At 35.5% G+C, this 25993-nt stretch carries 23 protein-coding genes; 17 read left to right on the top strand and 6 right to left on the bottom strand.

Going from position 1 to position 25993, the window contains the following annotated elements; translation table 11 throughout:
• Positions 1-93 precede the first annotated feature (93 nt).
• From RM51_RS08520 to RM51_RS08505, 3 genes are all read left to right on the top strand, one after another.
• Positions 94-2184 carry an outer membrane beta-barrel protein gene (locus tag RM51_RS08520; RefSeq protein ID WP_039367526.1) on the top strand — a complete coding sequence of 697 codons (2091 nt, stop codon included), beginning with the start codon at positions 94-96 and terminating at the stop codon, positions 2182-2184.
• A gap of 382 nt (positions 2185-2566) precedes the next feature.
• Positions 2567-3754: an FAD-dependent oxidoreductase gene (locus RM51_RS08510; protein WP_039367520.1), complete on the top strand. Its 1188-nt coding sequence runs from the start codon at positions 2567-2569 to the stop codon at positions 3752-3754.
• 16 nt (positions 3755-3770) lie between these two features.
• The gene (locus RM51_RS08505; protein WP_039367517.1) at positions 3771-5543 is read left to right on the top strand and encodes a flavin monoamine oxidase family protein; all 1773 of its coding nucleotides are present in this window, start codon (positions 3771-3773) and stop codon (positions 5541-5543) included.
• Positions 5544-5670: 127 nt separating this feature from the next.
• Here the strand turns inward: RM51_RS08505 and mnmE are convergent, their stop codons facing one another.
• A complete protein-coding gene (mnmE, locus tag RM51_RS08500) occupies positions 5671-7056 on the bottom strand; it encodes a tRNA uridine-5-carboxymethylaminomethyl(34) synthesis GTPase MnmE (protein ID WP_039367514.1) in 1386 nt (461 codons plus the stop codon).
• A gap of 319 nt (positions 7057-7375) precedes the next feature.
• On the bottom strand, positions 7376-9145 hold the full coding sequence (locus RM51_RS08495) for an aminopeptidase P family protein (RefSeq protein ID WP_039367510.1): 1770 nt from the start codon (positions 9143-9145) through the stop codon (positions 7376-7378).
• 157 nt (positions 9146-9302) lie between these two features.
• Between RM51_RS08495 and RM51_RS08490 the strand changes: the two genes are divergently transcribed.
• The 6 genes from RM51_RS08490 (at position 9303) to RM51_RS08470 (ending at position 14480) form a co-directional block, all read left to right on the top strand.
• Positions 9303-9740, top strand: coding sequence for a DUF6526 family protein (locus tag RM51_RS08490; RefSeq protein ID WP_039367508.1), 438 nt, complete (start codon positions 9303-9305; stop codon positions 9738-9740).
• 25 nt (positions 9741-9765) lie between these two features.
• Positions 9766-9933 (top strand): phosphatidate cytidylyltransferase, encoded by a 168-nt coding sequence (locus RM51_RS19280; protein ID WP_084111013.1) that lies wholly within the window; start codon positions 9766-9768, stop codon positions 9931-9933.
• A gap of 11 nt (positions 9934-9944) precedes the next feature.
• Complete coding sequence (locus tag RM51_RS08485; protein WP_039367506.1) at positions 9945-11048, top strand: DNA topoisomerase IB; 1104 nt, start codon at positions 9945-9947, stop codon at positions 11046-11048.
• Between the two features lie 80 nt (positions 11049-11128).
• The gene (gene pruA, locus RM51_RS08480; protein ID WP_039367504.1) at positions 11129-12754 is read left to right on the top strand and encodes an L-glutamate gamma-semialdehyde dehydrogenase; all 1626 of its coding nucleotides are present in this window, start codon (positions 11129-11131) and stop codon (positions 12752-12754) included.
• A 164-nt stretch (positions 12755-12918) separates the two neighbouring features.
• On the top strand, positions 12919-13137 hold the full coding sequence (locus RM51_RS08475; RefSeq protein WP_039367502.1) for a hypothetical protein: 219 nt from the start codon (positions 12919-12921) through the stop codon (positions 13135-13137).
• 182 nt (positions 13138-13319) lie between these two features.
• Positions 13320-14480, top strand: a complete 1161-nt coding sequence (locus tag RM51_RS08470) for a thioredoxin family protein (RefSeq protein ID WP_039367500.1) — start codon at positions 13320-13322, stop codon at positions 14478-14480.
• A gap of 68 nt (positions 14481-14548) precedes the next feature.
• Here the strand turns inward: RM51_RS08470 and RM51_RS08465 are convergent, their stop codons facing one another.
• A complete protein-coding gene (locus tag RM51_RS08465) occupies positions 14549-15571 on the bottom strand; it encodes a 3-oxoacyl-ACP synthase III family protein (RefSeq protein WP_039367498.1) in 1023 nt (340 codons plus the stop codon).
• A gap of 72 nt (positions 15572-15643) precedes the next feature.
• Here RM51_RS08465 and RM51_RS08460 point away from each other — a divergent pair, with 72 nt between their 5' ends.
• From RM51_RS08460 to RM51_RS08435, 6 genes are all read left to right on the top strand, one after another.
• Positions 15644-16543: a magnesium transporter CorA family protein gene (locus tag RM51_RS08460; RefSeq protein WP_039367496.1), complete on the top strand. Its 900-nt coding sequence runs from the start codon at positions 15644-15646 to the stop codon at positions 16541-16543.
• A gap of 126 nt (positions 16544-16669) precedes the next feature.
• Complete coding sequence (locus RM51_RS08455) at positions 16670-18286, top strand: patatin-like phospholipase family protein (RefSeq protein WP_228375792.1); 1617 nt, start codon at positions 16670-16672, stop codon at positions 18284-18286.
• A 37-nt stretch (positions 18287-18323) separates the two neighbouring features.
• Positions 18324-18995 (top strand): DUF4919 domain-containing protein, encoded by a 672-nt coding sequence (locus RM51_RS08450; RefSeq protein ID WP_039367493.1) that lies wholly within the window; start codon positions 18324-18326, stop codon positions 18993-18995.
• 2 nt (positions 18996-18997) lie between these two features.
• Positions 18998-19498, top strand: coding sequence for a DUF2199 domain-containing protein (locus tag RM51_RS08445; RefSeq protein ID WP_039367490.1), 501 nt, complete (start codon positions 18998-19000; stop codon positions 19496-19498).
• Positions 19499-19500: 2 nt separating this feature from the next.
• On the top strand, positions 19501-19983 hold the full coding sequence (locus tag RM51_RS08440) for a hypothetical protein (RefSeq protein ID WP_039367487.1): 483 nt from the start codon (positions 19501-19503) through the stop codon (positions 19981-19983).
• Between the two features lie 49 nt (positions 19984-20032).
• Complete coding sequence (locus RM51_RS08435) at positions 20033-20542, top strand: LptA/OstA family protein (RefSeq protein ID WP_039367484.1); 510 nt, start codon at positions 20033-20035, stop codon at positions 20540-20542.
• 430 nt (positions 20543-20972) lie between these two features.
• Here the strand turns inward: RM51_RS08435 and RM51_RS08430 are convergent, their stop codons facing one another.
• The gene (locus RM51_RS08430) at positions 20973-21524 is read right to left on the bottom strand and encodes a DNA-3-methyladenine glycosylase I (protein ID WP_039367481.1); all 552 of its coding nucleotides are present in this window, start codon (positions 21522-21524) and stop codon (positions 20973-20975) included.
• A 132-nt stretch (positions 21525-21656) separates the two neighbouring features.
• Here RM51_RS08430 and RM51_RS08425 point away from each other — a divergent pair, with 132 nt between their 5' ends.
• Together RM51_RS08425 and RM51_RS08420 are read left to right on the top strand one after the other, a co-directional pair.
• Complete coding sequence (locus RM51_RS08425; protein WP_039367478.1) at positions 21657-22031, top strand: hypothetical protein; 375 nt, start codon at positions 21657-21659, stop codon at positions 22029-22031.
• Positions 22032-22082: 51 nt separating this feature from the next.
• Positions 22083-23099, top strand: coding sequence for a TQO small subunit DoxD (locus tag RM51_RS08420; protein ID WP_039367475.1), 1017 nt, complete (start codon positions 22083-22085; stop codon positions 23097-23099).
• An 89-nt stretch (positions 23100-23188) separates the two neighbouring features.
• Here RM51_RS08420 and RM51_RS08415 read toward each other — a convergent pair whose 3' ends face one another.
• Entirely contained in the window at positions 23189-24088 is a 900-nt protein-coding gene (locus tag RM51_RS08415; protein WP_039367473.1) for an EamA family transporter, read from the bottom strand.
• Positions 24089-24256: 168 nt separating this feature from the next.
• The gene (locus tag RM51_RS08410; protein WP_039367469.1) at positions 24257-25831 is read right to left on the bottom strand and encodes a DHA2 family efflux MFS transporter permease subunit; all 1575 of its coding nucleotides are present in this window, start codon (positions 25829-25831) and stop codon (positions 24257-24259) included.
• Positions 25832-25993 lie beyond the last annotated feature (162 nt).

The following is a 25993-nucleotide window of genomic DNA, read 5'->3' as shown; positions in this document are numbered from 1 at the left end:
TTCAACCTCACTTATTTATTCCAATATTGGTGATATTTCTTTTGATAAAACACTTATGTAGCCTATATTTGCGCATAATTTTCCGAAAAAGAAATGAAAAAACAAATAACTTTTGCATTATTACTGCTATGCGGTTTAACTTTTGCACAAGACAACAATGCTTCAACCGTTCAGGATTCCGTTCAAAACACTAAAGAAATTCAAGAAGTTCTTATCAAATCTCAACGCAAGAAACAGTTTGTAGACAAAGCAGTATATAGTTTTGATGAAGAGGCTTTAAAAAAAGCAAGATATGCCAATGATTTACTGCAAACCTTACCGGAGCTTCAATTTGACCCTATTTCCAGCAGTATTTCCAGTATCAAAGGTGGAAAATTTTTGCTTTTAATCAATGGAGTTGAATCAACAGAATTACAGGCAAGAGGGATTCGACCGGAAAACGTGGTAAGAGTTGAATATTATGACAATCCTCCTACCCGATGGGCAACCAGAGCAGATACGGTCGTGAATATCATTACCAGAAATCCTGAAGTAGGCTTTGCTGCAGGAGCTTCAGCTAGTACGGCATTAACAACCGGTTTCGTAAATGGGCAAGCTTACGCTAATTATACCAACGGACGAAACAATTTCGGATTGGAATATTCAATTAATTTCAGAGATTATGATAACCGAAATGCCAACAAAGTCTACGATTATGTGTTGCAAAATTCTCATTATAATACCAATGAAAACAAGACGGATCATTTCGGATATACGTATCAGGATATTGCTTTGAGATATACGAATTCATTAATGGATAATTATGTCTTTCAAGCGAAATTCTCGATGAATATCTTCAATTATTTTTCAAAAGGAAATGGAACCAGTATTTTTTCAAAAGATAATACTTCAGAACTTCACGGAACATCGCAATACAGCGGTGAAAGTTATAATCCGCCAAAACTCGATCTTTATTTTTCGAAAAAGCTGAGTAAAAAGGATGAAATCAGTTTGAATGTTGTAGGAACAGCGTATACCAGTGAAAGTTTCGAAATTGATAAGGAATGGATCATCAGCTCAGGAACTCCTATTTTTGACAATGATATGAATCTGAAGGCTAAACAAAACAGTATCGTTGGAGAAGTTGCCTACACTCATGATTTTAAAGCAGGAAAATTAAGTTCAGGATATAGAATCTCTAACAACAACGTTGATAATACGTTAGAAAACTTAGCCGGAAACTTTGATTATTCTGTTAATTACTTAACTCAATATATATATTCTGAATTTGCTGGGAAAAGCAAAAAACTAATGTATCGGTTGGGATTAGGAGTAACCAATATTCACAATAAAACTGCCGCTACTACAGAGGATGACTGGGTAATCACTCCTAAATTAATTTTAGGCTACGAATTAAAAAAGAATCAAAGCTTAAGATTAACCAGCAGTTATACCCCTTACAGTCCAGAAAGTTCGTCTTTAAGCCCCAATATTAATCAGGTGGTTCCTAATATCGTATCTACGGGAAATCCATATCTTAAAATACAGAAATCATGGAATAACAATCTGAATTATTCCTACAATAACAAGTATTTTGATTTTAACGGAAATATTTTCTACAACTATACAGATAACGCCATTAACAGTATGTACGTTCTGTATAATAACAATACCCAATATGCATTGACCTATGAAAATGCACAATTCAGTTCCCGTACAGGAATTCAATTAGTGGGTTCTGTAAAGCCTTTTGGAAGCAGGTTATTAGTGATTAAAGCCAATATCTATCCAACGATGCAACGTGTAAAAACCAATTCCGGGGCATTGCTTAAGAACAATTATTTCGGAAATAACTTCACCGTTTCTTCGGAATATAAAAACTTTAGTTTGAGTTATATGTTTAATATTCCTGTGTATACGTTAAGTGGCGCTTTTTTAAATACCAACGAAAATCAGAACCACATTTTTGCCAATTATAAAGTAAAAGACTGGACTTTCACTACCGGAATGTATTGGTTGGGAATGCCTTCGAGGTATAAAACAAAGACTCTTGATGAAAGCCTGGTCAACTATAAAGGGACTACCAGTATTTACAACAACAGAAATATGATTATTATAGGTATAGGCTATGATTTTGCTAAAGGTAAAAAGAATGAAGTCAATCGAAAACTGAATAATGATACGGCTCCCGCAGCAACATTCTAAACAATAGAATCTCATGATAAAACAAGGCTAAAAAGACTGATCTTTTTAGCCTTGTTTGTTTAATAGTCCTTCCTATAGCGATAGGAAATAACTAATAGATCCAAGCTTTGATACAAATCACTTCTAAAAACATTGTGCTATTTTCAAATTATAGGTAGTAAATTTCTTCAAAAACACTTAAAAACACTACGCATTCATCGCTAAAACAAAAGAAAAAAATAACAATTTCGTAAAAATAAATTTTGTTTTCAGAAAAAAATCCTACTTTAGTGAAATGATTAAGATTTAAATTGAATATGTTTCTGAAGCCTTTAAAATAACTGAGAGGCCTTATCATAGAATCAATCATTATAAAAACTAAACCCGAAAACTCTGTTATATTATGAATCAAGACTATTTTGATGTCATCGTTATTGGCGGTGGCGCCATTGGTTTAGCCACGGCTTATGAACTTGGCAAAAGAAAGACCAAAACTCTGGTACTGGAACAGTTTAATTTTATGAATCAACTGGGAAGTTCTGCAGGTGTTTCCAGACAGTTCAGAATTCCGTATCCGGATGAGTACATGGTGCAAATGGCTTTGAATGCTCAACCTTATTGGGATGAGCTACAAACAAAAACGGAAACTCCCTTACTTGATAAAGTGGGAACCCTCTGGTTTGGAGATCCCAACGTACAATCCACAGAAGGAAATATTGCAGAAGCTGAAACGGCATTAAAGGCACTCAATGTACCTTATACTACTCTTTCCGCTCAAGAAATTGAAGAGCAGTATCATTTTAAAAACCTTCCTGAAAAATATATTGGATTATTTCAGCCAGATGGTGCAAGTATTAATTTTAAAGCGACTATTGAAACCCTCTTCAAATTATGTCAGGAAGAAGAAACAGTACAACTTCAGGATGATTCTCCCGTACTCAATATAGAGCCTATAGAAAACGGTTTTGTACTGACTACTCCACATGGTATCTATAAAACAAAAAAGCTGGCCATTATACCGGGACCATATATCAACAGTGTCATTAATTTACTTAATTTCAAGATAGAAGCGACGTACTGGAATATGTCTTCAGCCTATTTCAAAAAAACAGATCCCAACATACAATATCCTACATGGTTTGTTTTTCAAAATCCTGAAGGAGAAAATGGTAATCAGTTTTACGGATTTCCTTCAGTAGACTGGGACAACCCAGACTATATCAGAGTAGCTCCGGATTTTGTAATAAAACCTCTGGATGATCCCAAAGAAAGAACATTAATTCCCAATAGCGAAGAACTCCGCTATACTTCAGAATGGGTGCAGAAATACATGAATGGACTTGCTACAGAACCTGAATACACTTCAACATGTCTAATTTCTCTAAGCACGATTCCTAACAAAGAACTTCTGATTGATTTTGCTCCAAGATATGTTCCCAATCATAAAAACATTGTGGTGTATGCTACCGGATGGGCAGCAAAATTCACTCCTTTTCTTGGTAAAATAATGGCTGATTTAGCATTAGACGGAAAAACAGATTTTGATATCAGTCCGTTTCAATTAGGTCAAACTTACTTTAAACTCCTTTAATCATTATACTTTTACTATGAACAAAAACACCCCTTTAAATTCAGGAAAATCCCCTGATTTAAAAATTGAAGTTGCTATCATTGGCGCCGGAACTTCCGGATTATACACTGCCTACCGTTTAACTACAGAAAATAAATACAAAGCAAGCGATGTTCAGATCTTTGACATGAACAATAAGCTGGGCGGAAGATTAGAATCTGTGATCATGCCCGGAATGAATTTCTGGGGCGAGCTTGGAGGAATGCGTTATCTTACCTCTCAGGAGATTGTAACAACCTTAATAGAAGGTTATCCTCTCACAGAAAAAGATCTGAGCAAAAGAACTCCGGTTTTAAAAGATAAAATGACCCCCATTCCTTTTCCAATGGGAGATCCTTCTAAGTTATTGATGTATCTTAGAAAAGAACGCTTCCATCAGAATGATTGGGATGTAGCCCAACAAAACAATGAAAAACTGCCAACACGATATTACCTTAATGAAAATGATTTAGGCTTTAGTTCAGATCAGCTTTTCAATAAAATTATTTATGACGTTCTTATGGCTGACTCTTGGGTTAAAAATAAATATGGCGACAGAATAATAAAAAGTGAAAAATCGATTTACGAGTATACTTTTAAATTGACTAGCCGAGATTGGGACGATATAAAACCAAAACTGATCTACAATTTCCCTAATTCGCCATATGACCAACGTAAAGTAAATGATATCGGTTTCTGGAATTTAATTAAAGATCAGGTATCACAAGAAGGCTATGAATTCCTTGCCAATGCAGGAGGCTATTATTCTAACACCATCAACTGGAATTCTGCCGAAGCTTTCCCTTATATGGTGGGTGATTTCTCAGCAGATACGACTTATAAAACCATTCAAGAAGGATATGACAGTATCGCTTATGCAGTAGCCAATGCTTACATGGAGCATGACGGAGCTTGTATTTGGTCTGAAAATCAACTTTTAACATTTACAGAGGATCACAATTCAAAAGACACGCATCGTTATGAATTAAGTTTCTTAAATCTTAAAAGCAATTCTATCTGGAAAGTTTATGCCAACAGCATTGTATTGGGGATGCCAAGAAAATCTCTGGAGCTTTTAGATCAAAATAATTTCTTTTTTAATATCAATTCCAATCCTCATCTCCAAACCAATATGAAATCCATTATTATGGAACCCGCTTTTAAAATCCTGATGGGTTTTGAGTACCCATGGTGGAGAGAAAAAGAACTGGATATTGATTCCGGACATTCTATTACCGATTTACCAATGCGACAATGCTACTATTTTGGTACTGATTCAGAAACCAACAATTCAATGTTATTGGGTAGTTACGGAGATATGGAAACGGAGACTTTCTGGAAAGCACTTTCTGATGATAAAGTTTTGTTTGAAGTGCGACCTGCAAAAAACGCATCATTACAAGAACTTCATCAGCTTAATGATGTTCAGGCTACCCAATTCATGGTACAGGAACTTCTTAATCAATTACGAGAATTACACGGCTCTATCGTCAATATCCCTGATCCGTATGTTACCTATTTCAAAGACTGGACAGATGATCCGTTTGGAGCTGGTTACCATGCATGGAAAGCAGGATTTTCAGTAGATGAAGTAATGCCCTATATGCGAAAACCTAATCATGATCAAAACATTCACATTTGTGGTGAAGCCTATTCCGATCAACAAGGCTGGGTAGAAGGTGCCTTCTGTGAAGCAGAAAAAATGTTACAGGAACATTTTGGATTAAATCGCCCAGAGTGGCTAAGTCCAGAATATTATTTGGGATGGTAATTTAGTATTATTAGCGATAAAAAAACAGCACCTTCTTTTTGAAAGTGCTGTTTTTTTTATTATTGAAGTTTTTATTTTTTGATATTTTCAGAAGAAGAAAATTCTCAAAATGATTTGTTTACTATTGTTACTTTCCGATACAAAACTTAGAAAAAATATTCCCCAAAACCTCATCATTAGTCACTTCACCTGAGATTTCCCCAAGGTGCTCCAGTGCATTTCTCAGTTCATACGCCAACAATTCTGTTGAAATCTGGAAAGAAATTGCTTCTTTTACTTTATGTACTGCATCCAAAGATTTTTGTAAAGCTTCGAAATGACGCTGATTGGTAATTACGACGTTATTTTCAGATGCTTTTAATTGTTCAACATAAGAAGACAATTCATTTTTAAGATCCTGAATATTTTGGTTTTCTACTGCTGAAATTTTAATAAAATCGAAGTCATGAGAAATTTCGTTTCTGAAAACATCTTCTAGCTTTTCATATTGGGTTGGAATAACTTCATCTATTTTCGTTGCGCAGATAATTAATTTCAAATCCTCTCTCAACAAAGATTTTATCATCTCAATATCTTCAGAGAAATCTTCAGTCCCCGCATCTGCCAAATACACAAGAATATTCGCGTTTTCTACTTTTTCTTTGGCTTTTTTTACACCAATGGCTTCAATTTCATCCATTGTTTCGCGCAATCCGGCAGTATCGATCAATCGGAAAGCATGCCCTTTAATGTGTAAAACCTCTTCAATCGTATCTCTCGTTGTTCCCGCAATATTACTTACAATCGCTCTTTCCTCTTTTAATAAAGCATTCAGCAATGTAGACTTTCCTGCATTTGGTTTTCCTATTATCGCTACAGCAGTTCCATTTTTAATAGCATTTCCGTATTGGAAGCTTTCAATCAGTGAGTTTAATTTAAGTTCAATTTTATTCAACAATTGCACTAAAGCTGAACGGTCAGCAAACTCTACATCTTCTTCTGCAAAATCTAGCTCCAACTCAATTAAAGAAACAAAATTCAGCAAATCAGTTCTCAAAAAGGATATTTCATTGGTAATTCCTCCTTTCAACTGATTAATGGCAACTTTTCTGGAAGCTTCATTTTCCGAAGCAATAACATCTGCAATCGCTTCAGCTTGAGAAAGATCAATTCTTCCATTAATAAAAGCTCGAAGCGTAAACTCTCCGGCTTTTGCCATTCTCGCTCCGTTTTTAATCAATGTTTCAAGAATACGTTTTCCAATATGCGGTGATCCGTGAAAAGCTATTTCTACAGAATTCTCTGTGGTAAAACTTTTCGGAGCCAGAAAAATGGAAAGCATCACCTCATCTATCGCCTCTTCTCCGTCTACAAAATATCCGTAATGAATAGTATGGGATTTTTGTTTCTCCAGTTTCTTCGCAGGAAAAGATTTTTGAACGACAGATAAAGCATCGTTCCCCGAAACTCTGATAATGCCTAAAGCTCCTACTCCATTGGCTGTAGCCAACGCGCAAATGGTATCGTTATTCATGCTGCAAATTTACGGTTTTTAATTGCAAAGAACCATATCGTTTATCTATTGTCGCGATTTCTCACCACTTAAAAAATATATAGAAAAACAAATGAACTGTTTTTAAACATAAAAATCATCCCGAAATGAGATGATTTACTGCTTTTGATTTACTAATGTATATGAAAGGTGTGATTTGTGTCTTTCTGTATAACAAATGTAATACTTATTTTTCACAAATTAGAGAAAAATTTCAATTATTCTCATTCACTTGTTATCATACTTAACAAAAGAGCCTTGTAACACTGATTACAAGGCTCTTTTTATTATTTTATAAATCTTACAATGGACTCACTAAATTCAGGAACCAATCTTTAACTTCCCCTTCTAAAAATGGAGCGATTTTTTCTTCACAAGTTTTATGATAGCTATTCAGCCATGTTACTTCAGTTTCAGAAAGAATTTCTTTTACGATAGTATCTTTAAAGAACGGACAGAACGTTAAGGTTTCAAATTCATAGAATGTTCCGTGAATTGTTTTCTCTGCTTCTTTTACTACGATCAGATTCTCGTGACGGATTCCGTAATCTCCTTCAAGATAATAACCCGGTTCGTTGGAACACACCATTCCTACCAAAAGATCCTGCGGATTCATATCTTTTCTGATATTCTGAGGTCCTTCATGAACATTCATAAAGCTTCCAACACCATGACCTGTTCCGTGATTGAAATCTTTTCCTTCCATCCATAATGGTAATCTCGCAATAGCATCAAGGTGAACTCCTTTTGTTCCTTTCGGGAATTTTACCATTGATAAACGGATCATTCCTTGTAAAACCAAGGTAGAATTTCTTTTAAATTCCTCTGAAACCGTACCTAAAGCAAAAGTTCTGGTAATATCAGTTGTTCCTTCAAGATATTGACCTCCTGAATCTACCAGAATACTTGCATCATTCGTAACTTCCTTGCTTCCTTCGCTTTTAGCCGAATAATGCATAATCGCACCATTATCTTTATATCCAACAATGCTTCCGAAACTTTCTCCAACGAAGTTTTCTCCTTCAGCACGGAAACCTCTCAGTTTCTCACCGATTGAATATTCGTTCATCGCTTCTTTTCCGGCATTGTGTGTTAACCAATACAGGAATTTCACCATAGCAACGCCATCTCTCACCATTACTTTTCTGAAGCCTTCCAACTCAGTTTCATTTTTCTGAGCTTTCATTAAGTTTCCGGGAACCGGAGCTTTGATGAATTGATTATCTGATTTTAATGCTTCAAAAATAGACTGATTGCTGTTCGGAGAAACCAATACTTTTTCATTTTTGAATACACTTAAATGATTGTAAAACTCTTCGTAAGGCATCATTTTCACGAAAGACTCATCCATTTGCTTTCTTGCTTCAACCTCTAGTTTTTCCAGATCTGTGAACAAGATTGCATCATTTTTAGTAATAATAACATATCCTAAAAATACAGGATTGCTCTGTACATCACTTCCTCTTAAATTCAACGTCCATGCAACATCGTCTAAGCTTGAAATAATGTGAACAGTTGCTTCCTGCTCTTCCATTTTCTGACGGATAGCAGCAATTTTATCAGCCACAGATTTTCCGGCCCATTTTACAGGGTGTACGAAAATTGGATTTTTTGATGGTGTTCCTCTGTCAACCCAAATTTGCTTTAAAAGAGGATTGTCAACCAACGTTATATTTTTAGAATTTAATTTTTGAGTTAAAAGTTCCCAATTAGCATGAGCTGTTGCTACAGCATTTACGGCTACTTTTCCGTTTGCCGGGATTTCAGAAATGATCCAATCGATATAATTAGGAGTTCCTTCCATCCCATCCTTGAAAAGATCAATTCCTGAACCTTCCAACTCAATAGCTGCTTGTGTAAAATATCTTCCGTCCGTCCAAAGTCCGGCTTTATCTTTTGTAACTACTACAAAACCTGCAGAACCTAAAAATCCTGACAGCCAAGCTCTCTCCTGCCATTCTTCAGGCAAATATTCACTCATATGCGGATCCGCAGAATATACTATAAATGCATCAACATTATTTTTCTGCATCTCTTCACGAAGCGCAGCTACTTTTTCCTTTGAAGTCATTTTTATAATTTTTTTAAAGAGGTGAAGTTACAACTTTTTAAGGTTTTGCAGTTAAATTTTGAGGTCAATTTATAGGATATTATCACTAATCACTGTACATTCAGAGATGAATATCTAATTTACATTTTTTTGGAAAGATTCTTGCTGTATTCACAGTATGGAAACACAGAATTACAAAAATCACAAAAAATTTTATCCTCCTCATCATTTTATTTACCTCCCTGTTTTAATCCTATTAGAAATTCTGGGAGTGTATAAAATCTTTGATGATTCTTCCCATCAGTTAACATGGATATTATTTTCGATTGTTATTTTTTTGCTTTTCTACTTGGCAATTATGCTGAGACAACATTATGCATTAGGACTTCAGAACCGGTTGGTCAGACTTGAATTTAAGCAACGTTATTTCGAAATTTTCGGGAGAAGATCTGATGAAATTGAAGAAAAGCTGAAGTTTGATCAGATAGCTGCCTTAAGATTTACTTACGACGATGAATTTAAAGAGTTGCTCTATCAAGCACTCCACGAAAATATTTCGGGCGATAAGATTAAAAAATCTATCAAAAACTGGCATCCCGATCTTCATAGAATTTAGAATACTAACCACAAAATAAATTATTATGAAAAAATTAAGCGTATACAGTATCATAATGCTCTGTTTGTTTTCATTAACAAGCTGTGAAGCCGTAGAAACCATCTTTAAAGCTGGAATGTGGTGGGGAATTATTTTAGTAGTCGGCATAATTGGTATCATTTTATGGTTGTTTTCCAGAGGGAAAAATTCTTAAAATAAAAGTCTATGGATCATTCAGATTTAGATCTTATTTCTCACCTGAAGCCTTCCAAGATTGTAAAAATTATGAAAGATCCGGAAGCTTCTGCAAAAGCTGTACATCTTATTTATACGTCTGATGCAGAATCTGCCGGTATTATTCGAAAAAAACGCGGTAAAAAATATTCCTACTTTAAAGACGGAGAAAGAATCAAAGATAAAGACGAGATCAAAAGAATAAATAGTCTCGTTATACCTCCTGCCTGGGAAAATGTCTGGATTTGCGCATTAGATAATGGTCACCTTCAGGCAACCGGTTTAGACTTAAAAAAGAGAAAACAATACCGGTATCATCCTCTGTGGAATGCATTGAGAAATCATACAAAATTTTACAGAATGCTTCAGTTTGGCGCTGCATTGCCACAAATGAGATTACAGATTGAACAGGATTTGGCATTGAGAAATTTCGAAAAGAGAAAAATCTTAGCCTTAATCGTTAGTTTAATGCAAAAGACAAACATCAGAATCGGAAACAATGCGTACGAAAAACTGTACGGTTCTTTTGGGTTAACAACTTTAAAAGATAAGCATGTAAAAATAAAAGGGCAAAAAATCACCTTTTCATTTAAAGGAAAAAAAGGAATCATGCATAATGTGGATCTTAAAAGTAAAAGACTGGCAAGATGGGTTCAAAAATGTAAAGATATTCCCGGAAAAGAGCTCTTCCAATATTATGATGAAGAGGGAAATCATCATTCTATCGATTCAGGGATGGTGAATGAATATATTAAAGAAATCAGCGGTGAAGATTTTACAGCAAAAGATTTCAGAACCTGGTCGGGAACGGTAAACGCTTTAATAGCTTTTAAAGAAATAGGCTACGCCGAAACCAACACCGACTACAAAAGAAAGGTAAAAGAAGCATTGGAAATAGTGGCTTCTCATCTCGGAAATACAAGTACGGTCTGCAAAAAATATTATGTTCATCCTCTGGTCATTACTTTATATGAAAATAACAGCATCAAAAAATATCTTGATGAACTGGAAAAAATAGAAGAAAATGATGGTAAAGCAGACTTAACTCAGGAAGAAAAACTGGTTCTCAAAATATTAGAAAACGAAAAGATGTAAATAGGCTGTATCGATTTTTTGTCAGGATTAAATGTTGTAAATTTGTAACATTAGCAAATTAAAAAATAATACAACGTAATATGTCTAAAGCAATTTCGCAAGTACCATTTGCAGTAAACGAACCGGTAAATTCTTATGCACCGGGAACTCCGGAAGTAAAAAGCCTTATCGCTCAATACAAGAAAATGTGGGCTGAAAAAGTAGAAATCCCAATGATCATTAACGGAAAAGAAGTAAAAACTGATGATAAAGTTCAGCTTCAGTCTCCTCAGGATCATGCTCATGATTTCGGTTTTTACCACAGAGGAACAATGCAACATGTAGACGATGCTATCAACGCTGCATTGGCTGCAAAAAAAGAATGGAACGAGCTAGGTTGGGAACACCGTGCTGCCATTTTCTTAAAAGCTGCTGATCTTTTAGCAGGACCTTACAGAGATGTAATCAACGCTGCAACAATGATCGGACAATCTAAGAATGTTCATCAGGCTGAGATTGATGCTGCTTGTGAATTCATTGATTTCTTAAGATTCAACGTAGAATTCATGACAGAAATGTATTCTGAACAGCCGGTTTCTGATGCAGGAATCTGGAACCGTGTAGAATACAGACCATTGGAAGGGTTCTGTTTTGCAGTGACTCCGTTTAACTTTACGGCAATCTCAGGAAACTTACCGACTTGTATGGCAATGCTTGGAAACGTAGTGGTTTGGAAACCTTCTGACAAGCAAATCTATTCTGCAAAAGTAATTATGGATGTTTTAACTGAAGCAGGTCTTCCTGCAGGGGTTATCAACATGATCTTTACAGACGGAAAAGAAACTGCTGAGAAAGTTTTAGCACACAGAGATTTTGCAGGTCTTCACTTTACAGGTTCTACAAAAGTATTCCAGGGAATGTGGAAAATGATCGGTGATAATATCCACAATTACAGAACGTACCCAAGAATCGTAGGGGAAACTGGTGGAAAAGATTTCGTTATCGCTCACCCGTCTGCAAACGTAGAAGCTGTGGCTACTGCTTTGGTAAGAGGTGCTTTCGAATATCAGGGACAAAAATGTTCTGCGGCTTCTAGAGCTTATATTCCTCAGTCTCTTTGGGCTGATGTGAAAAAAGTAATGGAAACTCAGATTGGTTCTATTAAAATCGGTTCTCCTGAAGATCCTTCAAACTTCGTAAACGCGGTAATCGACAAAAATTCTTTCGAAAAATGTAAAGGATATATCGAAAGAGCTAATGCATCTGGTGAAGCTAATGTAGTAATCGGTGGACAGACAGATGATTCTAAAGGATGGTTCGTAAATCCAACAGTAATTGAAACTACTAATCCTCAATACGAAAGTATGGTAGAAGAAATCTTCGGACCAATCTTATCTGTATATGTATATGAAGATGCAAAATGGGCTGAAACTTTAGAATTAGTAGATTCTTCTTCTCCTTATTCATTAACAGGTTCTGTATTTGCACAAGACCGTTATGCTGTAAACCAAGCGTTCAAAGCATTGGAAAATGCATCCGGAAACTTCTATATCAATGACAAACCTACAGGTGCAGTTGTTGGTCAACAGCCTTTCGGTGGTGGTAGAGCTTCAGGAACTAATGATAAAGCAGGTTCTAAAATGAACTTATTAAGATGGACGTCTGTAAGATCTATTAAAGAAACTTTTGTTTCTCCTAAAGATTATAAATATCCATACTTAGGATAATAAGTAATACATAATGAGCAATGAGTACTTGTTGTTCGTTAAAAAATACAGCCTCGGAATTTCGGTTTCGGGGCTTTTATTTTTTAATCACCGAAAACAATTTTTGAAAATGAAAACCTTGACTATTATTTATTATATTTGAGTAAACATTAAAAGCAATCAATATGAAAAAACTATGGATCGTTACCGGTCTAGGCTTACTCTTCTTAGGAAGCTGTGCAGACAAAAAAGAAAACAGAGAAGAATTTAAAGAAGCCCACAATAAAGATTCTATAAGAAACTCTATGGGAGACAGTGCTGTGGCGAATTCTGAACCTTCTCAAACAATTCCGGCAGACTCAACAAAAGTAACTAAAGACAGCCTTATTCCTCAAAAGAAATAAAAAATTCCAATTACACACAAAAATTGGAAGTCATTCATAAAGATCCGTAATACTCTATTACGGATTTTCTTATTCTTTTATCCTTTTAATTTCCTTTCCGTAAATACTTTACAATATTTTTTAAATAATCAAATCATTTAATGCTCTTAATGATTACATTTGTAGCGGTCAAAAAAAATTAAATGAAAAAATTAGCAATATTATCTTCCCTGTTTATCGGAGCATTAGCATTTGCTCAGGGAATGAAATTTGAAGAAAGTAATTTCGCAACTGTTTTAGCTAAAGCTAAGAAAGAAAAAAAATTGGTGTTCATAGATGCATATACTACTTGGTGTGGACCTTGTAAGCTGATGGCAAAGAATATATTCCCGCTTCAGGCTGTTGGTGATTATTATAATAGCCACTTCGTGAATGCAAAAATCGATATGGAAAAAGGTGAAGGAATTGAACTTGCTAAAAAATACAATGTAAAAGCATATCCAACGTATCTTTTCGTAGACGGAGACGGAGAAATTGTGCACAGAACTTTAGGATATGTTGAAGAAAAAGATTTCATCCAGTTCGCGAAAGATGCAGGAGATCCCAATAAGAGATTGACAGCTTTGAAACAAAAATTCGAAAATGGAGAAAAAAATCCTGAGTTTTTGAAAAACCTTGCGGGTCTTACCATCTATAGCGATACTGAATTTGCAGGAAAAGTATTGGAGCGCTATTTCAGTGTTAAAACTTCTTTGGATCAAGATGATGTACAAATGTTACTTTCAGGAGCGCAAACATCAGACAGCCCATTGTACAAGATTTTCCAGTCTAAAAAAGCAGACATTACAAAAGTTATTCCTGCTGAGCAATATGATGCTATTGATAAAAGTATCAAAGTAAGTACACTTTTCAAAAAGTCATACAACAAGGATACTAAAACATGGAATGACAATTATTTCCTTACAGAAGCGCAAAAATTCATGTCAAAGGAAGAAGCTGAGAAAATTCTTAAAAAAACACAGGCAGGAAGAGCTTTAAGAGATAAAGATTTCGCGACTTATGAAAAATTAACGATGGAACTTTACAAAGATACTTCAGCAGCATCTTCAGCAGAATTGAATTCTATCGCTTGGAATTTCTTTGAAAACGTAAGCAACAAGCCTTCTCTAGAAAAGGCATTAGCTTGGGCTCAGGAGTCTGTAAAGAAAGATGAAAACTACGCCAACACAGATACTTTAGCAAACCTTTACAATAAAGTAGGTGATAAAAAGAATGCTAAATTATGGGCTGAAAAAGCAATTGCATTGGCAAAAAGCAAAGGAGAAGATTCTACCGATACTGAAAAGCTGTTAAAAACTCTTTAGTATAAAAGATAATCAATAAAAAAGCCGAAGAATATTCTTCGGCTTTTTTGTTGATTGTAAGTTTTGAATTAATATTCAAATAAAACACTTCCCCAGGTAAACCCACTTCCGAAAGCAGAAAGGAGTACCAAATCTCCTCTTTTTATTTTACCTAATTCAATCGCTTCACTTAGAGCAATAGGAATAGAAGCTGCCGTTGTATTCCCGTATTTCTGGATATTGTTATGAATTTTTTCGTCAGGCAATCCAAACTTCTGCTGAACAAATTGAGCAATTCTCAAATTCGCCTGATGCGGAATAAACATATCCAGATCCTCAATTGTTTTTCCGGCTTTATTTAATGCTTCCTGCATCGTTTCAGGGAATCTTGTTACCGCATGTTTGAACACGAAGTTTCCGTTCATAATCGGATACACTTCTTTATTCGTTACATTTTCAGGTTCTTTTCTCATTCTGTCGCTCCATCCGTATTTAGATCCCGGGAACTGAGTACACAACTCATCGGCATATTTCCCTTCAGAATGCATATTGACAGCTAAAATATCACCTGCATTTTCATCTTCAGTCGCAGAAAGTACAATCGCTCCTGCTCCATCACCAAAAATTACAGAAACCCCTCTTCCTTCATCCGAAAAATCTAATCCAAAAGAATGAATTTCTGCTCCTACTACTAAGATATTCTTATACGTGTTCGACTTGATAAAAGCATTAGCAACACTCATGGCATAAACAAAACCTGAACATTGGTTTCTTACATCTAAAGCTCCGATCGTATCACAACCTAACATATCCTGCAACAAAACCCCACATCCCGGAAAATAATAATCAGGTGAAAGCGTCGCAAAAATAATATAGTCAATATCCTGAGCTGTTAATCCTGCATTTTTAAGCGCTTTTTCAGATGCTTTAAAACCTAAATGAGCTGTCGTTTCCTGAGCATCATTTCTGTTTTTTCTGTGTCTTCTTTCTTTGATACCTGTTCTCTCCGTAATCCACTCATCATTGGTAGTCATTAATTTTGCTAGATCATCATTGGTAACAACGTTGTCCGGAACATAAAATCCAATCCCTTTTATTGTACTTTTAATCATATAGTTTTTTAATTTTGGTAAAGATAAAATTTATTTAGTACATAGGATTTCAAAATATTAGTATTTTTAATTATGCCAATTAACACCATATATAGAGACTCCCAATGCGAATGGATAGATGTAGAAGCTCCTACCGAAGATGATTTAAAATTTCTTCATGAAAGGTACGAGATCAACAATCTCCTTTTGGAAGATACTTTAGACCCCAACCATTTACCCAAGTATGAAGAAGACGGAAATGTAAAGTTTTTTCTTCTTCGCGAAAGCACTGAACTGGAAAGGAAAAATCTCAATACAATCAGTGATATCAGTACAAAAATTGGGATCTTTCTGATCAACAATACTATCATCACCATTCACAGGATGAAGACCAAAAGTATTGTTCAGACCAAAGGTCAGCTTTCTCTCATTCAAGATGGAATGACTTCTCAGAAAATAGCGTTAATGATTGCTTTACTCATCATGAAAAGCTTTGATGATGAATCCGTAAGTCTTATGGAAACTATGGATAATATTGAGAATGAGATTTTCCTTAAAAACACCAACCATACCAATCAGATCCGAAGATTGTATAAACTGAAAAGAAAATCAGGGCTCAATTCAAGAGTACTGACCATTTCCACGGATGCGATTGATAAATTCAAGCTCTTAGATTTACAGGATTCTGAAGTGGTCGATTTAAAAGATAAGCATAAAGATGTTGTGGCAGATTTCGACCATTTAAATATTCAGATTACCAACCTCATCTCTATGTTTTTGGCGCTTTCCGATCAAAAGGCTAATCAGGTGATGAAAGTCTTAGCCATCTATTCTGTTTATTTTTTGCCTATTACTTTTATTGCCGGAGTTTATGGGATGAACTTCGATCATATGCCGGAACTGCACCATAAAAACGGATATTTTTTCACCTTAGGATTGATGGCTATTGTTGTCATCTGTACTTTCATTTATGCCCGCAGAAAGCAATGGTAATTCCCTTGTAAAAATATCGTAAAAACACTGTGTTCAATTCTTTTAAATATACTTAGTTTTGAATAGTAAAACGAATGGATAAAGCTTTGTAACTCGTATTTGAGCGATAGCTTAAATTCCTATGGAATGACAATTTCACAAAAACCAAACCAAGCCATGAAACCTGAAACTTTACAAAAAATTCTCGAGGAAGATATTCTCTCCAAAGATTCTAAAGAAAAACTCGCAGCATTGTATGATAAGATTTCTAACAAAGAGTTTTCTGATCTTTTGGATGCACAAGGCAATCAATACGTGGAATTTGTACAGGAAGGAGGTGGTGTTTGGGGAAGTGCATTAGTAGGTTATCTCTACGGTCTTGAAATTTTCGGAATCCGTTTTCTGAAAGTTGCGGGAACGAGCGCAGGTGCCATTAACACAATGCTTATCGCTGCCTGCAAAACGAAAGAGGAAGCAAAAAGCGAAGTCATAAAAGACATTCTGTTCAACTGGAATTTTGCAGACTTCATGGATGGGAAATCCTATGTAAAAACCACCATTCATGCTCTTTTGAATAACAAGAATTTTATTAAGATCAATGTAATTCTGGCGGTCATTACAATGCTGATTCTTCTTACGATTCCTTTTGCTACGCCTTCAGAAACAACATTACGGGCAAAACTGCTTTTTTTAATTCCCATTATTCCCATTATTATTGCATTTTTCTACATCAGAAAGCTTTATAATGACCTGAAAAAAGCAAATTCCGGGCTCAATCCGGGGAATACTTTTTTAACCCAAATGACACAAGTTTTAGAAGGCTTCGGAATAAAAACCGTCGCTTCTTTGAATGAGAAATTCGTAAAGTCAGGAAAAGACCTCCATCTTAATTATCGATACGGAAACGATATGGAGTATTATAATAATGCTTTGAACGGTATCGAAGAAATCAGAGTAAAAAACCAGGAGCATATTGACCAAATTCGCTATAAAATTTTTTATGAAAGTGCTGCCAACAACGAGTACTATAAAAAAGATCCTTTCTATTTATTAAAATCAGAATACATCGTTATTACAACAGATATCAATGCTAAAATCAAAGTTGAATTGCCAACCATGGCGAATCTGTATTGGTCTGAAGAAGAACTAAAACACATCAGTCCGGCTGAATTTGTTCGCGCTTCTATGTCTGTTCCTTTCTTTTTTGAACCCTTACAAAAGCAAATCAATAAAAATGATGACTCTGTAAAATACGCGTGGAGATACTGGATGAATACGAAACAGGAAGATATCAATCCTGTCGGGGTTTTTATTGACGGCGGAAGTATATCCAATTTCCCGATCGACCTTTTCCATTCCGCTGATATTTTTTATCCGAGAATGCCTTTGTTTGGAGTTCAGCTGACCAGTGATTCCGATATCCTTTCCGAAAAAGGAAAAACAAGTGAGCAAATCCTGAAGTCTCCCCTATCTTTTGCCGGAAATATCATCAGTACTCTGAAAGGTTTTAATGATAAAACGTTTCTTACCAAACATACGTTCTATCACCTTTTCAGCATTCAGACCGTCAATTGCGGAACAAGCAACTGGCTGAATTTCTTTATGCAAAAAGAGGAAAAAGAAGAGCTTTTCAACCGCGGTTTTCAGGCTGCTCTGGATTTCCTCAATCATTTCGACTGGGAGAAATACAAGTACGAAAGAATGATGTTGTCTATGAAGGAGAAAAAGATTTTGAAGGAGGAAGACACGCCGACTGTGGGGTAAGGATTTTTGAGTATTTTTATCGCTTTAATTTAAGTTAATGATAACAAAACTAATCACCTTTCTTTCATTTACACCGTTGTTCATTTTCGGTCAGGAAAATTTTAACTACAAAAGAGATTTCGAGAATATTTTAAAAGAAACAAAAAATAAAAACTCTGAGCTTTATTCTGAAAATCTTATGGAAAGATATACAAAGACGGACACGACTCTTACCGATAAGCAGATGCTATCTTTATTAATCTCTTTTACTGATAATAAAAACTACAAACCATATAAAGATCTTGGATTTGGAAGAAATCTTTATCAACTTAATGAAGAAGAAAAATTTGACGAAGTCATAAAATCAGGAAACGAATTTCTGGCAACACATCCTTTTGATTTAAAAACTTTATATGAAGTTTCTTATGCCTATCATAAAAAAGACAATAAAATATTAGCAGAAAATTATTTAATAAAAGCAATGTTGATTTTTAAAGCTATGCTTTATAGCGGGGATGGCAAATCTATGGAAACTCCGGCATTTGCTTTGAGTCCAACTGACGGGCAAGACCTTATAAAAAAAGGGATAAGCGCTAAAATTGGTAAAATGGGATCAGGACATGATAAAAATGGATATTTCATTGATATATTGGATGCCATTTTTGAAGATGGTACGACACAAACTTTGTATTTTATTATTCCTCACGCTACAAAAAAAATGTTTGAATAATTATGAAATACATCTGTCAATGCTGCGGCGAAGAAAAGGAAGACTGGCCGGCAATAGCTTATTCTGCACCTTATCCATATTTTCAACTGTCTGAGGAAGAACTTAAAAATTCTGAATTAACTCCGGATTTGTGTATCATTAAATATTCTGATGAAACCTGCTACTTTGTTCGTGCTGTTCTTGTTCAGGAAGTCAACGAAACTTGTCAGGATCTCGAATATGGAATCTGGGTTTCTTTAAGTGAAAAAAGCTTTACTGAATATGTTGAAAATTATGATAATGAAGAATTCGAAGGAGGATATTTCGGATGGCTCTCCAATTACCTTCCCGATTATGAATTCAGTGAAAGTATTCCGACTGATGTTTTCGTTAACAATAAAATAGGGAGACCTTTTGTTTATCCTCATGAGAGCCATGAACACCCTTTTGTAAATGATTTTTACAGCGGAATTTCTAAAGAGGAAGCTGAGAGAAGAGTTGATATTGTTTTAAATAGTAATTAAAGATGAACTGGATCATCAAAAGTACTAAAAAAGTAAAGTTTCACACTAATTTACAGGAAGTTTTAAAACCAATTTGGAATGACCTTACTGGGTATGATTGGATATTAACCGATTTGGATTATATATCTGATCAGAAAATCCCTATTAATTTTAATCATGATTATTTTATCTTAAACCAAGAAGAATTCCAGCTGCTCTACCAATCAAATGCTCAAATTATATGGGGTATTATTTCCGCTATTCCTAGAAACGCAGAGCTAAATATAAATTTAATTTCAAACTTATCTGCAGAAGATGAAAGGGCATGGAAATCTGATCACTTTATGATTACTGAATCTATTATTGAAATTGTAGCTTTTGACAGCGGTTATACCATTATTAAATTTAAAAATGAAAAACTCTCCAATACATTTAGAGATTATTTTCAGGAAGAAGCTTTAGGCTTACAGGAATTCACCAAGAAACATATCTTAAACAAAAGATAATCAGTTATTTTTCGTAGTTTTAATAGCACAATCACAGAAACATAAAACTATGAAAACTTCAATTGTATCATTTTTCCTTTTTATCGCAATCGGTTTTAGCATTTCCCTTAATGCTCAGAAAATCTCCGATGGGCAATCTATTGATCTCAACGGGATGAGCGTTGTTTTTAATATTTTAAACAAAGAGAGCATTGAAGTAGGTGGAAAACCTTTTGATCGTTACAAAGTCTCTGCAACTGTAAAAAACACTTCGGAAAAGTCTTATAACATCAGACTTTCATCCTATCCTCAGATTGTAAGTAATATTGGTATTGTAGAACTGGATTGCATCAATGCTACCGGAGCCAAGCTGACTTCAAAGAAAATTCAACTGAAAATGAAGGCACAGATCATTAATGTCACCTATTCGGCTTATGATAAATCGGGAAAATTCACCAACAGTATACTTCCTGTTACCGGAAGTTATTATTTTGATTCCGGAGATACGATCAGTGATGATGCTATTTTCATTGTTCCTCAGGGTGAAAAGCCTGATGTATCCGTAAGAAGTTTAAAATAAAATTAGTGTCACGGTGTCATGCTGAGCGAAGTCGAAGCATCTCGCGTTTTATACGAATAGATTTCTCCGTCGTCGAAATGACAACTATGACGAATGACAGCAGGGAAATTTTCAGAAAGGAAATCATAAGCTTATAAAAATTTTTAAAGCTAAATATATTGATGGATCACGATCGAGTATATTCAGATGTTGAAGCCGAGCGTCTTCAAGTGTTGAAGTCGTCCATCTAAAGACGTTGAAGTCGCTCGATTCTAAAGCTTAGTATTTTTATAGTTGCCAGAGCTCAAATTTTCTCAATTAAAATCAGACTATCATAATAACCCTATCAAGGCTGTCATGCTGAGTAAAGTCGAAGCATCTCATTGTTTTAAACGAAAAGATTTCTCCGGTGTCGAAATGACAACCATAAAATGACAGGATTTAAGTGAAGCTATTCCGTGATCCACTTAGGATTCTGTTGCAAAACTTTATGATAAACAGGACAGCTTTCGGCATGTGAACCTCTCAGGTAGCCAATGCTCATCAGGAATTCATTTACAATTTCTCCTCCTGTGAATTTAAAGGTTTTCTTAAAAAGCTTCATCCATTCTGGTAATATTTTAGGATGATGATGTTCCAGCCACTTTTCAAAAGATCCGAATTCTTTTTGTAAACTGAGAATCGTTTTTGCATTTTCAATGGCTGCGTTTACTTTCAGTTTGTTTCTGATAATTCCGGGATCGTTTAATAGTCTTTCACGATCCGCTTCTGTATAATGGGCTACTTTTTCAATTTCAAAGTTGCTGTAGGCATTTCTGAAACTTTCTTCTTTCTTAAGAATCGTTTCCCAGCTCAATCCTGCCTGATTGATCTCCATAATCAGTCTTCCGAACAATTCATTATCATCATGAATCGGGAAGCCATAATGGTTATCATGGTAATTTTTGTGAAGCTCTCTCCTGCTTTCAGGCTGCATTCCGTCGATCGCTAAGCAATAACTCATTTCTGTTTTGATTACATTTTATGCTGTAAAGATAATGGTAAGTGTTGACAACGGTTTGTCAGGAGTCCCTTTCCTTCTCAAATTTATTTTGAAATCTGTACTACATTAAAATAAAAGATTAGTTTTGTAATAATGTCTCACCCAAGATCACATATCGGTTTTTATAAAGCAATCACTATTCTGCTGCTTTTGGCATTTTCACTATCGCCTTGTAGTGTAAAGAGAGATCTGCTGAATATTTTTGATATTGAGTATATTGGAACTTTAAATAAGGTAAAGACAACCGTTTCTTCACCTTCAAGCTGTGATGCTTTCCAAAACTCTTCAGTCAGATCGGTTTTTAAAGCTGATTCAAAAGTAAAGCAATTAGATTCTTCTTTGAAGGCTAATTTACCTGTAAGAAATTCAGGAAAGGAAAAAATACGTTCAAGTTATTCAAAAACCACCACAGGAAACAGTCCTCCGAAATACATTTTGTTTAAACGCTTGAAACTGGATCTGATGTAAGATGAGTCTCACATCACTTTCAATTCAAATTATTTAAACAATTATACTTTCATGAATCATTATACAAAAAGCCAGAGCTATTCTACTGCTGGTTTATTTACGCTATCACTACGTCTTGTGATTGGCTGGACGTACTTTTCTGCCTTTTGGCGCAGGCTCGTCCTCGAAAACAAATTAATTCCTGACGAAGCAGGATACATCGGAGAAAAGTTCAATCATTTCCTCCCCAATGCTTTAGGCATTAAACCCATTATCGAATATCTTGTTACTCATCCCGATACCTTACAGCGCTCTATGATAGCTTTTACGATCATTGAGGCAATAGTGGGCTTGTTTATTATGTTAGGATTATTTACCCGACTGATGAGCATCGGTGTTTTTAGTCTTGCTATGGGAATTTTACTGGGCTCCGGCTGGATCGGAACGACCTGTCTTGATGAATGGCAGATAGGTATTTTAGGAATTGCAGGAGGCTTCACTCTTTTCCTGACAGGAAGTAGCTTCTATTCTGTTGATCAGTATTTCTTAAAAAACAACCTGAGTTTTACCCACAAAAAATGGTTTCAGTGGTTCAATTCCGGCGTTCTTCCAATTTCCAATCTCAAACCTTTAGTGTTGATTGGTTCTATCGTTATTTTCGGACTGACTCTTTTTACCAATCAATATTTTCATGGGGGAGTTTGGGGAACGCTGCACAATAAATCTGTAAAACCTAGGCTTGAAATCACCAATGTTTCATTACAGCAATCTGATCTACATTTTAACGTTCACCGTACGGAAGGTGTTGATGTTTACGGATCATTTCTTATCGGAATTCATCTCTTAGATCAGCATGGAAATATTGTAAAAGAATTAAACCTTAAGGAGCTTTCAGAATTTCCAAAAGAGAACATCAAAAATCATTATGTAGCCAAAGTGAAACCGGGAAAGCATAGCCTGATCATCCCTTTAGGTTCTAAGGCGGATATAAAAATAAATATTGATGATGTCCTTGCTCAGAAAAAGAGAATCTATTCTTTACAGCTGATTGACATTAGCGGAATCGAGTGGAAAGCTAAGATTAATTAAAATCCATCCTAAAAGACCAAAAATAAACCCAAGCAGAAATGTTCCTGCTTGGGTTTTTATTTAGTTCATGAGCTACGGGTGAATATGATCTACACCGCTGCTTCTTTATTCAATCTGAAAATTTCTTTAGCATTAAAAACAATCACTGCCAAGAATATAATTGAATAGGATACGATCTGTAATCCTCCGAGCGCTTCATGGTACACTGCTCCCGCCAGAATAAATGCAATAATAGGATTGATATTGAGAATCATTCCTACTTTTGAGGAGGCAATTCCGGACAAAGCGTAGAGATTTAAAAGCAATGGAACTATCGTGTACATCACCGCAATGATTTCAATATACAGATAGAATTTGAAGTCAGTAGGAATTGGCCCTGACTGCGATGGAAAGAATGGCAATAAGATCAGTGCTGCCAAAATCATGTGAAAATTCAGAATCAAAAATTTATCAAACTTTGAGTTGGTACTTTGAATAATCAAATAGCACGCATACGTAGAACCGATGAGACTACTGTACAACATATCTAAAAGATTGGAATAAGATAATAAAACACAGCCTACTCCACTCAGAAAAACAGACAGCCACTGTAATTTGGTAAGCTTCTCACGCAGAATAAAAAATGCAAGAATAGTAGTAATAATCGGACACACAAGATAGGCAACCGAAGTTGCTCTTACACTCACATGGTTCATCACATAAATAAAGGAAAACCAATTAGCGGTGAGCAAAATACTGCTCAGAATATTTAAACCGATTACTTTCTGCTTCTCTTTTTTATCGAGGTTTCTGAAGTATTTTATATTATCTTTCAGTTTTCCTCTTCTGAAAAGCACCGTTACTATAGACATAATTACTGCACAACTGAAAACTCTGTAAAACAGAATATCCAACGAAGCATAATCATGTAACGGTCTTAAAACTAAACTAAAAGTTCCCCAAGTTGCAAAGGCAAAAATGGCGGCCAAATAATATTTCAGATTCTTCAAGTGAAATTCAATTTTTTATTGGTGTAAGAATGGCCCAAAGATAGTCGATTCTTAAATATTTACCTCTTTCGGCTCCTTTTTAATGTATACTATTTTTACGTTTATTCGGCTTCTCAACAAAAAAAGCCTCCGAAATTTCGGAGGCTTTTTTATGTATTCAAATACAATTTAGTGTACACCACTCAAATCTATTTTTTCTTTACTTTTTCTTTCTTTAATGAAAAGAATAAACGGAATACATACTAAGAATATTACTCCTAGATATAGGAAGACATCCATATATGATAATACCGTTGCTTGTTTGGTGACTGAGAGATCAAGCATTTTATAAGCCGCATTGAGTGCTGCATCAGGAGTCATTCCTTTGGCTACAAAACTTGCTTTTAATGCATTCACCCTCTGCTGAACATCAAAGTCGGTAGAGTCTAAATGGGTAATCAGGTTCACCCTGTATTTCTGACTCGCATTGGCGATAAATGTGGTAATGGCTGCAATCCCGAAAGATCCTCCCAGCTGTCTCATCATTCCGGTGAACGCTGCTCCCTGACCAATTTCCTGCCCCTTCAATGTACTTAATGATAGTGAAGTAATCGGAATGAATAAAAGTCCTAGACCTGCTCCTCTTACAATCAACATCCAGAAGAAAGCATCTTTACTGGTATCTGGTGTCAGAATTTTATATCCCCAGAAACTGTAAATAAAGAATATGAATAATCCTAAAGCGACAAGAATCTGTTGTTTGGCACCTTTGGATAGCAATCTACCAATGATAGGCATCATGAAAGCGGTGGTTAATGCCGCCGGAATCATCAAAGCTCCCGACTGAAGCGCCGTCCAACCCAAAATACTCTGTGTATACAACGGAACGATAAAGGTAGAACCATATAAACCGAATCCTAATACAAAGGACATGATGGTACCGATCCTCAGATTACTATTCTTCAATACTCTTAATTCCACAATCGGATATTTGAAGGTAAGCTCCCTCCATAGGAATAGGATAAATCCTAAAACAGCTGATATTGTAAATATGACAATCCATCCACTTGCAAACCAGTCTTCTTCATGACCTCTTTCCAGAATATACTGTAATGATCCTACGGTAACTGCCAGTAAAGCAATTCCCAGCCAGTCAACATCTGAGGCTTTACGTTTTTCAGCGTATTTCGGACTTTTCACAAACTGTAGCGTCATTAATGTCGCTGCAATCCCGATCGGAATATTGATATAAAAAATATACGGCCAGCTGAAATTATCAACGATATATCCTCCAAGTGGCGGACCTAAAGTAGGACCAATAATTACCCCCAAACCATAAATCGCCTGTGCCATACTTCTCTTTTCAACCGGATAAGATTCGGTAATGATCGTTTGAGAAGTTACCAAGAGAGCTCCCCCTCCGATTCCCTGCATCAGTCTGAAAAATACCAATTCCCAGATATTCGTCGCGTTTCCGCATAGGAATGAAAATATGGTAAATATGATAATGGATGCAGCGAAATAATTTCTTCGACCAAACTGCTGTGAAAGCCAGCTTGTCATCGGTACAATAATTACGTTACCTATGGCATAGGCCGTAATTACCCAACCTACTTCAGAAAGTGTGGCTCCAAGATTACCCTTCATCTCATTCAAGGCAACATTTACAATCGTGGAGTCCACTATTTCAAGCAGTGCACAAAGAATAGCCGTAATCGTAATGATTACTCTTCGGGCACCGTATTCTACTAATGAATCTTGCATAGTTTTTTTACAATGTAAAAAAGTGAATCGTCAATGGTCAGTCTACTTTGTTGTCAATTTTACTACTTCACTTCACGCTGCATCACTGACCTCTTCTTATAAAACCCATCTCAACTTCATCTCAATTTCCGGCTTCATATCATGTTCATCATTGACCTGCCT

The sequence above is a fragment of the Chryseobacterium taiwanense genome (assembly GCF_000813825.1).
Taxonomy (GTDB): Bacteria; Bacteroidota; Bacteroidia; order Flavobacteriales; family Weeksellaceae; genus Chryseobacterium; species Chryseobacterium taiwanense.
The sequence above is the reverse complement of the archived record's forward strand: the minus strand, read 5'-3'. Positions and strand labels throughout refer to the sequence as shown.